Origin of the sequence: Archangium sp. Cb G35 (genome assembly GCF_001896145.1) — a bacterium.
In the GTDB taxonomy this organism is placed as follows: domain Bacteria; phylum Myxococcota; class Myxococcia; order Myxococcales; family Myxococcaceae; genus Archangium; species Archangium violaceum.
The window spans coordinates 441,868-455,356 of record NZ_MPOI01000012.1; the positions used below are offsets into that span (position 1 = coordinate 441,868).

A 13,489-nucleotide genomic window follows, 5' to 3' on the forward strand; every position below is an offset into this window, starting at 1 on the left:
CCCGATACCCTCACCCCGTCCCTCTCCCGGTGGGAGAGGGAGGGAAGCGAGGGAGGGATGCGAGACGTCAGATGCTGCCGAAGGCGGTGTTGGAGATCTCCACCGAGGAGGTGTCCTCCAGCGCCATCATCCGCGCCGCCTGCTCCACGTTGGGCAGCACGTTGCGCGCGTACCACAGCGCGCTCCACTTCTTGCCCTCGTAGAAGGCCTTGTCGTCGCCCGTGGCCTTCTCGCCCACGCGCTCGGCGATGACGGCCGCGTCCAGCAGCAGCCAGCCCACGGCCAGCTCCGACATCATGTTCAGGAAGCGGTTGGCCGACAGCGGGATGAGCGTCATCTTCGACGGATCCTGCGACCAGCCCAGCACGGCCATGGCGCTCGCCATCACGCCCTCCTGCGCCGCCGCCAGCTGCTTCACCGCCTCGCCGTACACCTTGTGCTCGCGGTTCGCCTCGATGAACCCGCCCACGTCCGCCATGAACTGCTGGAAGTTGGCGCCGCCCGCCTGCCCCATCTTGCGGCCCACCAGATCCATCGCCTGGATGTGGTTGGTGCCCTCGTAGATGGAGAAGATCTTCGAGTCGCGCGTGTACTGCTCCACCGGGTAGTCCTGGCAGTAGCCGGCGCCGCCGTACACCTGGATGCCCTGCGCGCACAGCCGGAAGGCCTGGTCCGACGCGTACGACTTCACCAGCGGCGTCAGCAGCTCCACCTGCCCGCGGTGGTAGGCCGCCTGGTCATCGTCCTTGCCCGCCATCATCTGCGCCTTGTCCGTGTGCATGGCCAGCTTGACGATGAGCGCGCGGATGCCCTCCACGTGCGCCTTCATCTCCAGCAGCATGCGCCGTACGTCCGGGTGCTCGATGATGGCCACGCGCGGCGCCGACGGATCCTTCCACTTGCTCAGGTGCGCGCCCTGCTTGCGATCCTTCGCGTACTCCAGCGCGTTGAAGTACGCCGCGCTCGCCAGCGACACGCCCTGGATGCCCACCGCGATGCGCGCGCCGTTCATCATCTTGAACATCTGGCTCATGCCGACGTTCTCGACGCCACCCACCAGCTCGCCCACACAGCCGTCGTTCTCGCCGAAGTTCAGCACACAGGTGGCCGACGCCCGGATGCCCATCTTGTGCTCGATGGAGCCCACCGAGACGTCGTTGCCGCCCGCGAGGCTGCCGTCCGCGTTCACGCGGATCTTCGGCACGATGAAGAGCGACAGGCCCTTGGTGCCCGGCGCCGCGCCATCGATGCGCGCCAGCACCAGGTGCACCACGTTCTCCGCCAGATCGTGATCACCACCCGAGATGAAGATCTTCGTGCCGCGGATGCTGTAGGTGCCGTCCGCGTTCTTGCGCGCGGTGGACTTGGCCGCGCCCACGTCGGAGCCGGCGTGCGGCTCGGTGAGGCACATGGTGCCGCCCCAGGTGCCGTTGAGCATGCGCTCCACGTACAGCTTCTTCTGCTCCGGCGTACCGCACTCGGCGATCAGCTCCGCCGCGCCGAAGGCCAGGCCCGGGTACATGTTGAAGGCCGAGTTGGCGCCCGAGAGGATCTCCTCGATGAGCACCTGGAGCATGATGGGGCCGCCCTGGCCGCCATGGTCCGGGCTCACCGCCACCGTCTTGAAGCCCTGCTCGTAGAGCTTCTTCCAGGCATCCTTGAAGCCCTTGGGGGTGATGACGGCGCCATTCTCCAGCCGGCAGCCCTCGCGGTCACCCGAGGAGTTGAGGGGCCCGAGAACCTCCCGGGCGAAGCGGTACGTCTCCTGGAGCACCGCCCGCGCCTCATCCGGCCCCCAGGCATCAAAGGGGGCCTGCCCCGCGACCTGGCCGAAGCCGAACTGCTCGAACAGCGTGAAGAAGATTTCCCGAAGGTCGGTCTTGTAGGTGTTGATGCCGGCGGACATGAGCCCCTCCCGTACGTTGGTGGGGCTCACGGCCGCCACATCGGCGGTCCGCGGCCCCAGTTGGGACACGCAAAGGTTACGTCGGTTGATTCGAGAGTCAATCCCGATTGACTCCAGAATCAATCAAAAGTGACGCTTCGCGTTGGAGCGGCGAGGGTTGCTCGCCGCCCCACCAGGGAGGGGATTGAAGGGGGAAGTCCTACTTCTTGGCCTTCTTCGCCGCGGCGGAGGCCTGGGAGACAGCGGGCGCCGTGGCCGTCTTGGCGGCCGGCTTGGAGCCCGTCGTCTTCTTGCCGGACATGGCACCGGCCCTGCGCTCGTCGTCCTCCTCGTCTTCACCCGGAGTCTGGGCGGAGGCCTGGAGGAGGCTCTCGCGAGGCACCTCCACGACGATGGGGGACTGGCCGGCGCGCTGCCGGTTCTCGTCCTCCAGCGAGAAGAAGAGCTGGATGGTGGAGTTGCCCTTCATCACCAGCTCACCGCGCTGGTTCTCCGCCCACAGCTCCACGTCGACGAAGTAGCGGCCGCCCTCGCCGTGCCGGTCGCTCACGCGGCCCTTGCAGACGACGGTGTCACCGGGCCACACCATCTTGATGAAGCGCACGTGGTAGCGGCGCAGCTGGCCGCCGCGGGCCCAGTCGCTGATGAGCTGGCCCAGCATGCCCATGACGAGCATGCCGGGGGCATACACGGAGGGCATGCCCACGCTCTTGGCGTAGACCTCGTCCACGTGGACGGGGTTGAAGTCACCCGAGGCACCGGCGTAGCGCGACAGCTGCACGCGGTCGATGGGAGCCTTGGCCAGCGCCGGCAGCTCGTCGCCGACGCGGATGCCTTCAAAATAGAGCTTGCGCGCGGGCATTACGGATTCTCCTTGGCGGCGCGGACGATGAGCGTCCGGCGGGCGCGGAACACGAGGTTACCCTCCTCGTCCCGGCCCTCGTCCTCGATGACGGCGACATCCATCTTGCCCGCCGGGCCGGTGCGCTCGAGCACGTCCGACACCCGCGTGGCGACGAAGATGCGGTCACCGGCGAAGATGGGGCGCTCGTACTCGAAGGACTGCTCGGCGTGCAGCAGGCTCTTGATGCCCACCCCCAACAGCTCGCGCAGATCCGCCGCCGAGCTGAAGGACGCGGGGAAGGTAGGCGGGGCCACCACCGTGGGGTAGCCCGAGGCCCGCGCATACTCCTCGTCGTAATAGATGGGGTTGTAATCGCCGAGGGACTCGGCGAAGCGCCGGATGGCGCCCTTCTCCACCTCATTCAGGAACGGCGGGGAGGCCCGGCCGATCGCGTTCTTGTCCAGCATGTCCCTCTCCCTTTTTCCTTCAACGACCGGCCGGTAGCTCGAGCACGGTCAAGAGACCGGCCTCGGCGGCCGTCACGCGCGGAGCGGCGTTCACCAGCGTGTTGGCGGTGGCCCGGTCACCGGGCACCCCCCCGCGAATCTCCAGCACCAGTTTCGGGTCCGACTCAATCTCGATGCGATCCCCTGGATTGTCAGCCCCCACCGCGATGGTGAGCTCCAACCGGACCCGCTCCTGCCCTTCCTCCAGACCCACGGCGGACTGGAAGATTCCCGCCACCCGGCCCTTCTTCACCGGGAAGGCACCATCCAGGATGTCCTCCTCGGCGAAGACGGGGACGATCTCCTCTTCGAAGTCGTCGCAGTCCATGCCGAGGCCCAGCGCGCACAGGGCCGCGCTTTCCACCAGCCCCACGTGCCCCATCTGCTCCTTGTCCACCAGGGCGAAGAACTCGTCCTCGGACAGGCCGGCGCCCACCTTGCGCTGCAGCGCTTCCCGGCGGGTGCGCGCATCCACCACGCGCGTCACCGTGGCATGGCGCACCGGGCCGCACGCCTGGCCCGCCACCGCCACCAACCGGTCCATCACGAAGCCCGGATTGACGCCGGTGCCGAGCACCGCCACCCCGGCGGCTTGCGCCGCGCGCTCCAGCTTCTCGGCCAGCTCGGGATACTTGAGGAAGGGGAAGGCCAGCTCCTCACAGGTGGAGACGATGGGCAGGCCCAGCTTGAGGGCCTCGAGCAGCTGATCCATCACCTGCTCCAGGCGCGAGCCGGTGGCATGCAGCAGCACGGCGCCCTTGCGCCGTCCCACGGCCGCCTCCAGCGAGCCAGCCACCTTCACCTTCGGCGCGGGGCCACCGAGCACATCCGGCAGGGGACGCCCCACCAACTGGGGGCTGGCGTCCACGGCACCGATCAGCTCCACCTCGGTCGAGAGCTGGGCCGCCCTGGCGATCTCCTGCCCGATGACTCCCAACCCCATGACCACCACCGGGACCGGCCCTGCGGAGGCTCTAGGCATCGGAGAACTCTCCAAAAATCAAGGAGTTACACCACAATGCAGCAATGTGGCGCACCATAGACCACCCCCAGCCGGACAGGCAAGCGGCTCGTGAACCAGGCAGAGCGTCCCCTGCCAGAAAGAAGAGAGGTTACGAGGGGTTGTAAAGCGAGCAAGAGTGCGAGCCCACCCCCAAGCGGGTGTGACCTTCGGGCGCAAAGCCGTGTATAACGGCCCGGTTTCTTCGATGTCCGTCCCCATTTCGATCGAAGGGTTGGGAGGCTGTATTCATGGACCGCATCCTGGTGGTGGATGACGATCCCCTCATTCTGGCCGCGCTGTCGCGGATTCTGCAGTCGGAGGGCTACGAGGTCGTCACCCACACGGATCCTGCCCAGGCCGCCAAGGAAGAGGGATTCCAGGTGGTGCTGACGGACTTCATGATGCCGTTGCTCAACGGCGTGGAGCTCCTGAGGACCCTGCGTGAGAAGAACCCGCGAGCCGTGCGCCTGATGCTCACGGCGGCCGCGGACTTCCGTACGGCGTCCGAGGCGGTCAACCGGGGAGAGGTGTTCCGTCTGCTGGGCAAACCGTGGTCGCTCAGTGAGCTGACCAGCGCGGTGCGTCAGGCCTTCGAGCACTTCAAGCTGGTGGAGTCCAACGAGCGGCTCACGCGCGAGGTGGCGGAGAAGAACGCGGAGCTGACGCTCATCAACCGCGACCTCGAGCGCATGGTGGTGGAGCGCACCAACGGCCTGCTGGATGGCCTGATCAGCGCGCTCGACTACCGCGATACCGAGACGCAGTGGCACTCGCGCCGGGTGTCGCTCTACTCGCGGCGGATTGGCGAGGAGATTGGACTGACGCCCACGCAGCTCGAGGTGGTGGAGCAGGGAGCACTGCTGCACGACATCGGGAAGATTGGCGTGAGCGACACCATCCTGCTCAAGCCCGGCCCGCTCTCCCCCGAGGAATGGGTGGAGATGCGCAAGCATCCCGAGTACGGGTACAAGATCCTGGCGAAGATGCCCTACCTGCACGACGCCTCGCTGATCGTGCTGCACCACCAGGAGCGGTGGGACGGCAAGGGCTATCCGCAGGGGCTCAAGGGCAAGGACATCGTGATCGGGGCGCGCATCTTCGCCATCGCGGACACGGTGGACGCCATCACCTCGGATCGTCCGTACCGCAAGGGCCGGCCGATGTCCGTGGCGCGCGATGAAATCAAGCGCTGCTCGGGCACGCAGTTCGACCCGGAGCTGTCCGAGGCCTTCCTGCGCATTCCGGACGCGGAGTGGCAGCGCATCCGCAAGAAGGTCGAGGACATGGAGAACGCGGAGAACGCGCTCTGGGCCGGCTTCACGCCGGGCAAGGTGCCCAACCGCGTCGCGAGCTGAGCGCGTCTCTCACGGGAGCGCGCCCTTGCCCACGAAGGCGCGCAGCCAGGCCACCTCGCTGCGCGCCCGTGATTCCAGCAGTTGCTCCGAGAGCGAGCGCAGCGGCCATCGGCCGAGCGCGGCCCGGAGCGAGGTCATGACGGCCGCGTGCACCTCGTCCTCTCGCGCGAAGGCCTCCCGTTGATTGCGGCCGTGCCGCAGGCTGGAGGCTCCGGACGCCATGAGCGAGGTTCCCACCGAGTGCTCCAGGAGCGAGGACTGCTCGGTCAGACGGCTTCCGATGAGCCAGAGCATGCGCCCCATCCTGCGGCGCTCGTCCTCGGAGAGCCGATCCCGGGTGGCCGCGGCACGCCAGAGCAGCAGGAGCACACCGCGGTGGCCCAGCGTCCGCTCCGCCACCGCGAAGGCAGCACCCGTGGAGCCGGGCACCTTCAGGTCCTCCAGGCATCGCCGCGCCTCATGGAAGGGCCGTGTGAAGGAGTCTTCCTTCCAGGAGGGAAGCACCGAGATGGCCTCGAGTGCTTCCAGTTCCTGGGGATCGAGCGGCGCCTCCCGCTCGGTTCCCACCAGCAGGTGCAACAAGCGAAGCCGCATGGCTCCCGGTGAAGCCCCAGCGAGCCGAGCGAAACGTTGACGCAACACGGGCACGGCCTCCTGCTGAACGGACACCGCGAGCCTCTTGTCGCGCAGCAGATCGAATGCCGCGACGAGCAGCGCGGAATCGTCGAGCTCCGGCACCTGCTCGAGAACCCAGCGGGCACGCGCCTCGGAAGGATTCAGGGACAGCAGGGCCAGGGTGAGACGCGCTCGTGAAGAGGGGGCATGGGTCCAGGAGCGCTCGAGCCCTGACTCATCGAGGCTCGCGAGCAAGGGCTCCGGCAACAAGGCACTCTGCTGCAAGTCGGGGCGGCCCAGTTCCGTCCAAGCCTCGAGGAAGACCTGGCCCCACCCTACCGGAGCATCACGCCTTTGATTTTCCAGGAGCTTCTCCAGAATCCGCGGCTCCGGTTGCCCGGGAGCCAGGGGACTCAATCGGAGCAGAAGCTCGCGTGCCGCGGAGAGGTCGCCCGCCTCCAGTGCGATGCACGCGAGAATGCAAAGCGCTGGAGCATGGTCTGGTGCTTCAGCCAGGGCCACGGCGGCTTCTTCTCGCGCGAGCTCCAGTTCACCCGCGATGGCAGCCCGATGAGCGAACCGGATGTGCTGCAACGCACTGGAGAGGGCCTGCCCGGGCTCAAGTGACCCGCGTGTCGCTCGGGATTTCCAGAAGGCGAAGCCTCCCGTGAAGGTGAGCAGCGGTGTCGCGAGACCCAGGGACCAGAGAAGCTTTCTCCGTGTCATCCCCGTACCACTGCGTCCAGGGGTGGGGCTGGGAGGAACCAGGTTGACGTTCATCATCAGGACGCGGCCCCGTGGTTGTTGGCCACCCCACGCAGGATAACCCTCAGGTGGTTCCTCCGACTGTGACAGCCATCTCGTCTGTCCGAGACTCGTCGCCAGCGGCAGAAGTGCGCGCACCAGAATGGGCGCCTTCAGAAAGGGCAGGAGGTGCCTGATGCACGTCAGGAGGTCCACACCGCTCCACTCCATGCTGGTGGCCGCTGTGGCGCTGACTCTGATGACACGATGCACCGAGGAAGACCGGCTTACGGGGCGGAATCAACCCATCGAGTGCTTGCCGTACGAAGAGGTCCGCAAGCGCTGCAATCAAGCATTCAGCGACTGCCTGGACTCACCCATCCAGAGTATTCCGAGTGAAACCAGGGGACATAGCCTGTGCCATGTATGCCAGGACGTGTGCATGCAGAGGAACGGCGTCTGGCCGGATCGACTTCGGGATGGGAGACCTTGCCGGTGAAGCTGTCAGAAAGCTCCTCACGCCGCTTCATGGAAGTAGCCCGAGCAATCGACCAGTTGCTCGTGAAGACCTTCGAAGATTCCTTCGAGGAGTTGGAGCCCAGACTCAAGGCGTTGGAACGACGATTGCTGCGAGCGGTCGTGAAGACGGAATACGAGCGCCAGGAAGTACGGAGGCGGATCGCCGAGACGCTCTTCACCGAGGCGTATGGACGCAACTGTCCCTGGCCGGTCTTCGGTCCCACGCTGCGACGCATTCAACGGCTGGGTTACTCGAACGTCGAGCGCCGTTACCACGTCGCTTGTTTGTATGCGCAATGGTGCAGGCGGCACCCGCAGCACCCTGACCACGAGGTCAGGCGCCTGCTGGATGAGGTCGAACGCAGCGTTCTCCGCCTCGCTCGCGGCAACAAGCTCCGTGAGGGACTCCTGACGGAGCTCGCAGAACTGCGAACTCGAACGGGTCTACATCAGGGCGACACCTCCACCTCCTGGATGGTGTCGCCCTCCAGCAGGCGATCCACCACCTCCATTCCTCGCGTCACCTCGCCGAAGGCCGTGTAGCGGCCATCCAGGTGCGGCTGTGGCGAGTGGGTGAAGAAGAACTGGCTGCCCCCCGTGTCCTTGCCCGACAGCGCCATGCCCAGCACGGCGCGGCGATAGGGCCGCCGGGTGATCTCACAGCGAATCGAGTAGCCCGGACCCCCCTCCCCGTCTCCGCGCGGGTCTCCTCCCTGCGCGACGAAGTCCGGCACCACGCGGTGGAAGGTGATGCCCCGGAAGTAGCCCCCGCGCGCAAGCGCCACGAGGTTGCCCGACGTCAGCGGCGCCTCCGCGTCCAGCGCCACCGTGAAGTCTCCCTTGTTCGTACGGAACGTGAGCATGCTCCCCACCGGAGCGGACTCGGGACGGCGCGCGTTGTCCGGCGACTCCACGTGCGCGGCACGCACGGGCTGCCCGGTGAGGCCCGCGAGCGACTCGGCCGCCACGCGGCGAACGTTGGCGTGCGGGTGCTCCAGCCACTTCCGCAACACCGGCTCCGCGTCCTTCCCCGCCAACGCCACCAGCCCCTCCGCCACCGGCCCGGCCATGTCCGGCTCCCGAGGCACACGCTCCGCGAGCGCTCGCACTCGTGGCAGGGCCTCCGCGTCCTTCAGCTTCCCGGCCGTGCTCGCCGCCGCCGCGGCCTCCACCAGGTCCTCTCCTTCGAGGAGCGCCCGCACGGGCCCGGCGGCCTCGGGCACCGGACGGGACGCCACCGCGTCGAGCGCCGCCAGCCTCACCCGCGTGTCCGGATACGACAGGTACTGCACCGCATCGACAGCACCTCCCCTGCCCTTCGACTGCGCCACCTCGCGCAGGCCGAGCGTCAGCCGCCGCACCGCCCGAACCCAGCCGCCTCCACAGCGCAGCGTCTCATCGAGTGCTCCCGTCTGCCGGTCGAGCGCCGCGGCCAGACGGCAGTCGAGGTTCATCAAATCCCCCGAAGCCACTTCCGAAGCCGCGCCCGGTGTCGCCTCCTGGAGCGCGCGCCGCAATGCCACCAGCACCGGACGTCCCGCCTCGGGCAGGCCCTGCTGCGCCAGCGCGAGCAGTGCGTGGCCCGCCGCCGAGTCTCCTCGCGCCACACGCCCGGCCTGGGACGCCAGGGCCCGGAGCTCGTCCAACGGGGTGCAATCCCCGCTGCACCGCGAGGCCAGCTTCGCCAGCGCCCGCGAGGCCTCGGCCGCCACGCGGGGCACCTCGTCCCCCAGCAACCGGCCCACCACGGCCGCGTCCTCCGGGCCTCCCACGTCACCCATGCCCTTCGCGCACAGCGCCCGCACGTCCGGGGCCTCGTCTCCGAGGCAGCGCCGCAACATGCCCAGCCCCTCGGAGCGTTTCGCGCTCGCCAGGAGATAGGCCCCTCCGAAACGGGAGGCCTCCGGCTGACCGGACTGGAGCAGCACCGCCGCCCGCTCCAACGGAACCTCCGCCAACGACGCGCCCCGGCGGGCCGCCACCCCGAGCGCCACCGCCGCCCGGCCCGCGACCTCCGGATTCCCCTCCGAGAGCCGCTCCGTGAGGCGCTTCACCGCCCCTGGTGTGGCCAGCTTTCCCAGCGACTCGAGCAACGTGCGCCGCACGCCCTCGTCCTTCTCCGCGCCCTCGGCGGTGAGCAGGGCCTCCGTCATCCGCGCCTTCTCCGCGTCCGTGAGCGGCTCCCATGAGAGCGCCAGTACCCCGGCCGCGAAGGCCGCCTCGTCCCGCACGGGCACCTCGGCGGCCCCCAACCCGGCCAGCACGGCCTCCACGGTGGACGTCTCCTGGATGCGGGCGAGCGCACGCAGGGCCCGGACGCGCACCGGCACGGACCCCTTCGCCGCCAGTTCCACCAGCCGTCCCCCCGCCAGCGAGCGGCGATCCTCCCAGAGGGCGATCTCCTCCCCTCCTCCCGCCTCCGGCGCGGACGGCACGGAGCGGACACAACCCGACAGCACGAACCCCCACAGCAGGCAGGCGGGCACAGCGGCGCGCAGAACATCCATGCCGCCTCGCCTAGGCCAATTCCCCGCGAAAATCCAGGGGTTAGCCCGTAAGCCGTTTGACTTGGGCCATCGGGCACCGGAAGATGCTCGGCGCTTCCCAGACTCAAGGAGCGCCGGTCCTGAACTGCCCTGGCTGTGGCACCAAGGTCGCGGATGGCACCTCCATCTGCCCGTCGTGCGACTACATCATCGACTCCTCGTTCATCTCGACCGATGCCCCCCCGGATGACGCGGAGGCCGCTCCACCCCCGCCTCGCAGGCAGACCGCGTCCCGCCCCGCCTCGGGCGCTCGCGCCTCCACCGGCTCCCGTCCCGCGGCCCGCGCCAGCACCGGCTCGCGCCCCCGCGTCCCCACCTCCTCGGGCCGTCCCGCTGCTCCGGCTCCGGCCCCGGCGGTCGCCGACGAGGACGCCACCAACATCCGGCCCATGGAGGACATCGTCCGCAACGCGTCCCAGCGCTCCCCGGGCGCTCGCGCCGCCACCGGACCTCGTCCCGCCGCGCGCACGGGCAGCGCTCCCGCCCGTCCGGCCCCGGCGCCCGCTCCCGCGCCCAAGCGCCCGCAGCAGACCGAGCTCGACCCCGCCGACATCAACTACGTCCCCACCCGCGATCCCTACGGCACCAACACCGGCACCGGGCAGATCGTCGCCCCCGAGCAGGTCATCGAGGACTTCCGCGACTTCGTGGGCGTGCTCGGCCGCTCCGACAAGATCGCCTTCGCGGGCGGCGTCACCATCCTCATCTCCGCCTTCCTCCCCTGGAAGGAGACGGCCGACGAGGGCGAGATCCTCGGCCTGATGAGTCTGGGCCTCCTCGCTGTCCTCGCGGCCATCGGCATCATCGGCGCCATCACCGTGCGCGTGCGCCGGTTCATGCCCCACCTCAACGCGCTCGTCCCCTGGGTGGCACAGCTCGGTCTGTCCGTCTTCACCATCCTCTGGTGCATCGTCTTCATGAAGCTCTCGTACGACGCCACCGAGGTGCCCTCGCCCATGGGCAACGCCACCATCATGTACTCCACCCCCAGCTTCGGCGTGTTCCTCGGCCTGCTGGGCGCGCTGACGAGCCTGGCGGGCTCGTTGATGGGCTTGAAGGAGAAGCCCACGTGACACCATCGCCCTCCGCGGCCCCGGCCTCCGGAGGCCCGGCCCTGCGCCGCCTCCTCCAGGCCCTGGAGAGCACGGTGCTCGGCCAGCCGCAGGTGGTGGCGGACCTCGTCACCGCGTTCCTCGCGCGCGGGCACGTGCTGCTGGAGGGCGTCCCCGGCGTGGCCAAGACGCTCACCGCGCGCAGCATGGCCTCCGCGCTCGGGCTCGACTTCACCCGCGTTCAGTTCACCCCGGACCTGATGCCGAGCGACATCCTCGGCACCAACGTCTTCCGGCCCCAGGACAACGCCTTCCAGCTGGTGAAGGGCCCCGTCTTCACCGAGGTGCTCGTCGCCGACGAGATCAACCGCACCCCGCCCAAGACGCAGGCCGCGCTGCTGGAGGCCATGGAGGAGCGGCAGGTCACCATCGACGGCACCACGCACGTGCTGCCGCCCCACTTCTTCGTGGTGGCCACGCAGAACCCGCTGGAGCTGGAGGGCACCTACCCGCTGCCCGAGGCCCAGCTGGACCGTTTCCTCATGCGGGTGCGCGTGGGCTACCCGCCACCCGAGGCCGAGCTGGACATGGTGCGCGGCTTCCACCAGCGCGGAGGCAAGGCCGCCCAGGTGGAGCGGGCGATGGACGCCCCCACCCTCCTGGAGCTGCAGACGCGGGCCGCGAGCGTCGCCTGTGACGAGTCCGTGCTCGCCTACGCCGTGCGGCTCATCCGCGAGACGCGCGCCAACCCCCGCGTGCGGCTGGGTGCCTCCCCGCGCTCGGCCCAGGCGCTGCTGGCGGCGGCCAAGGCCCGGGCGGCCCTCAACGGCGGCGACTTCGTCACCCCGGACGACGTGAAGGCCGTCTGCCCCAGCGTCCTCAACCACCGCCTGCTCCTCAAGGCCGAGGCGGAGGTGGAGGGCCTCACCGCGGACGACGTGCTCCGCCAGACGTTGGAGCGAGTCCAGGTCCCCCGGTGAGCGCCGGCCGGCCCGTCCCCACGGGGCTCGCCGTGGCCCTCGTCGCGGCGGCCCTCGTGCCCGCCGCCCTGGCCGTGGCCGGCTCCGTCTTCCTGTGGCTCGCCATCGCCCTCGACGCGGCGGTGCTGCTGCTGTGCGCTTTCGATTTCCTCTCCGCCCCTCGCGCCTCGGACGTGGAGGTGCGGCGCGCGGTGGAGCCCGTCCTCTCCTCGGGCACCGCCAACCCGGTGCGCCTGGAGCTGAGCCTGCGTGGCCCGAGGCCCGTGCGTGGACAGGTGCGTGACGAAGTCCCTCCCGGTGTGGACGTGCGCGGGCACCAGCAGCCCTTCGCCCTTTCGCCGGACGCGCCCCACGCCACCGTCTCCTACGCCCTCACGCCGCCCGCCCGCGGAGACCTGCGCCTCGGAGACGTGCACCTGCGCCTGCTCGGGCCCCTGGGCCTGTGCGCGCGCCAGGTGCGCGTACCCGTCGCCCAGACCGTGAAGGTGTACCCGGACCTCACCGCCCTGACGCGCGAGGCGCTGGCGCTCGCCATGGCCTCGGACGCCCCCGCCGAGCGCACCCTGCGCCGCTCCGCCGAGGGCCGTGAATTCGAGTCCCTCCGCGAGTACCGCACTGGCGACGACTACCGCACCGTGGACTGGAAGGCCTCGGCACGCCGGGCCCGCACCATGGTGCGCGTGTACCAGCCCGAGCGGAACCAGCCGGTGCTGCTGCTGCTCGACTGCGGGCGCCACATGGCCGGCCGCGTGGACGGCCGCCGCAAGCTGGACCACGCCGTGGACGCGGCACTGCGCCTGGCCAAGGTGAGCCTCGACGCGGGCGACATGGTGGGCGTGCTCGCCTTCGCCAGCGACGTGCGCGTCTACCTCCCGCCGCGCAAGGGCCACGAGCACCTGCGCCTGCTCACCGAGGCCCTCTACCGCGCCGAGGCCGCCCTCGAGGAGAGCGACTACGGCCGCGCCTACGACTTCGCCTTCGCCCGCTCCTCGCGCCGCTCGCTGGTGGTGCTCTTCACGGACCTGGTGGACCCGGACGCCTCGGGCACCCTGCTGGCCCGGACCCTGGCCCTGCGCCCCCGCCACCTGCCCGTGGTGGCCTCGCTCCTGGATCCCGACCTCCAGACCGCCGCCACCGCCATCCCCGCCTCCGAGCAGGACGCCTACGCGCGCCAGGCCGCCGCACGCCTCGAGGAGGACTACCAGCGCACGGCTCTCACGCTTCGAGATTCCGGTGCACTCGTGGTGCGGGCCCCCGCGAAGGGCTTCGGCGCCGCCGCCGTCAACACCTATCTGCACGTGAAGACGCGCGGCCTGCTCTAGGGCGCTCCTGAAGAAAAAGCGTGCCAATCGCTCCGAGGCCGATTTTTCGGCTCCGGACAAGACCCCCTTTACATGGCGATCTCACTTCCCAAAATGG

At 69.4% G+C, this 13,489-nt stretch carries 12 protein-coding genes; 6 read left to right on the plus strand and 6 right to left on the minus strand.

Features of this window, described 5'->3' with window-relative positions:
- Positions 1–67: 67 nt before the first annotated feature.
- The 4 genes from BO221_RS34435 to BO221_RS34450 all read right to left on the minus strand — a co-directional run bounded on the left by BO221_RS34435 (position 68) and on the right by BO221_RS34450 (position 4,238).
- The gene (locus BO221_RS34435; protein ID WP_073565089.1) at positions 68–1,906 is read right to left on the minus strand and encodes an acyl-CoA dehydrogenase; all 1,839 of its coding nucleotides are present in this window, start codon (positions 1,904–1,906) and stop codon (positions 68–70) included.
- A 199-nt stretch (positions 1,907–2,105) separates the two neighbouring features.
- The gene (locus BO221_RS34440; RefSeq protein WP_073565090.1) at positions 2,106–2,768 is read right to left on the minus strand and encodes a MaoC family dehydratase; all 663 of its coding nucleotides are present in this window, start codon (positions 2,766–2,768) and stop codon (positions 2,106–2,108) included.
- A complete protein-coding gene (locus BO221_RS34445) occupies positions 2,768–3,217 on the minus strand; it encodes a MaoC family dehydratase N-terminal domain-containing protein (protein ID WP_043388894.1) in 450 nt (149 codons plus the stop codon). The genes BO221_RS34440 and BO221_RS34445 overlap by 1 nt, the downstream gene beginning before the upstream one ends.
- A 19-nt stretch (positions 3,218–3,236) precedes the next feature.
- On the minus strand, positions 3,237–4,238 hold the full coding sequence (locus BO221_RS34450; protein ID WP_073565091.1) for a dihydrodipicolinate reductase: 1,002 nt from the start codon (positions 4,236–4,238) through the stop codon (positions 3,237–3,239).
- Between the two features lie 269 nt (positions 4,239–4,507).
- Between BO221_RS34450 and BO221_RS34455 the strand changes: the two genes are divergently transcribed.
- Positions 4,508–5,614 carry an HD domain-containing phosphohydrolase gene (locus BO221_RS34455; RefSeq protein ID WP_043388888.1) on the plus strand — a complete coding sequence of 369 codons (1,107 nt, stop codon included), beginning with the start codon at positions 4,508–4,510 and terminating at the stop codon, positions 5,612–5,614.
- A gap of 9 nt (positions 5,615–5,623) precedes the next feature.
- Here BO221_RS34455 and BO221_RS34460 read toward each other — a convergent pair whose 3' ends face one another.
- Positions 5,624–6,499, minus strand: coding sequence for a hypothetical protein (locus tag BO221_RS34460; RefSeq protein ID WP_143195847.1), 876 nt, complete (start codon positions 6,497–6,499; stop codon positions 5,624–5,626).
- 225 nt (positions 6,500–6,724) lie between these two features.
- Here BO221_RS34460 and BO221_RS57125 point away from each other — a divergent pair, with 225 nt between their 5' ends.
- Both BO221_RS57125 and BO221_RS54185 read left to right on the plus strand, forming a co-directional pair.
- Entirely contained in the window at positions 6,725–6,856 is a 132-nt protein-coding gene (locus BO221_RS57125) for a hypothetical protein (protein WP_255408499.1), read from the plus strand.
- 612 nt (positions 6,857–7,468) lie between these two features.
- Complete coding sequence (locus BO221_RS54185) at positions 7,469–8,035, plus strand: hypothetical protein (protein ID WP_158079962.1); 567 nt, start codon at positions 7,469–7,471, stop codon at positions 8,033–8,035.
- On the opposite strand, the gene BO221_RS34470 is transcribed toward BO221_RS54185, so the two are convergent.
- The gene (locus BO221_RS34470) at positions 7,942–9,999 is read right to left on the minus strand and encodes a peptidylprolyl isomerase (protein WP_073565094.1); all 2,058 of its coding nucleotides are present in this window, start codon (positions 9,997–9,999) and stop codon (positions 7,942–7,944) included. The genes BO221_RS54185 and BO221_RS34470 overlap by 94 nt on opposite strands.
- Before the next feature lie 83 nt (positions 10,000–10,082).
- On the opposite strand from BO221_RS34470, the gene BO221_RS34475 reads away from it, so the two are divergent.
- From BO221_RS34475 to BO221_RS34485, 3 genes are read left to right on the plus strand one after another with little or no spacing between them, the layout of a single operon-like run.
- Positions 10,083–11,111, plus strand: coding sequence for a hypothetical protein (locus BO221_RS34475; protein ID WP_073565095.1), 1,029 nt, complete (start codon positions 10,083–10,085; stop codon positions 11,109–11,111).
- Complete coding sequence (locus BO221_RS34480; protein WP_073565096.1) at positions 11,108–12,070, plus strand: MoxR family ATPase; 963 nt, start codon at positions 11,108–11,110, stop codon at positions 12,068–12,070. Before BO221_RS34475 ends, BO221_RS34480 begins: the two co-directional genes overlap by 4 nt.
- The gene (locus tag BO221_RS34485) at positions 12,067–13,392 is read left to right on the plus strand and encodes a DUF58 domain-containing protein (RefSeq protein WP_073565097.1); all 1,326 of its coding nucleotides are present in this window, start codon (positions 12,067–12,069) and stop codon (positions 13,390–13,392) included. Before BO221_RS34480 ends, BO221_RS34485 begins: the two co-directional genes overlap by 4 nt.
- The last annotated feature ends 97 nt before the right edge of the window (positions 13,393–13,489 follow it).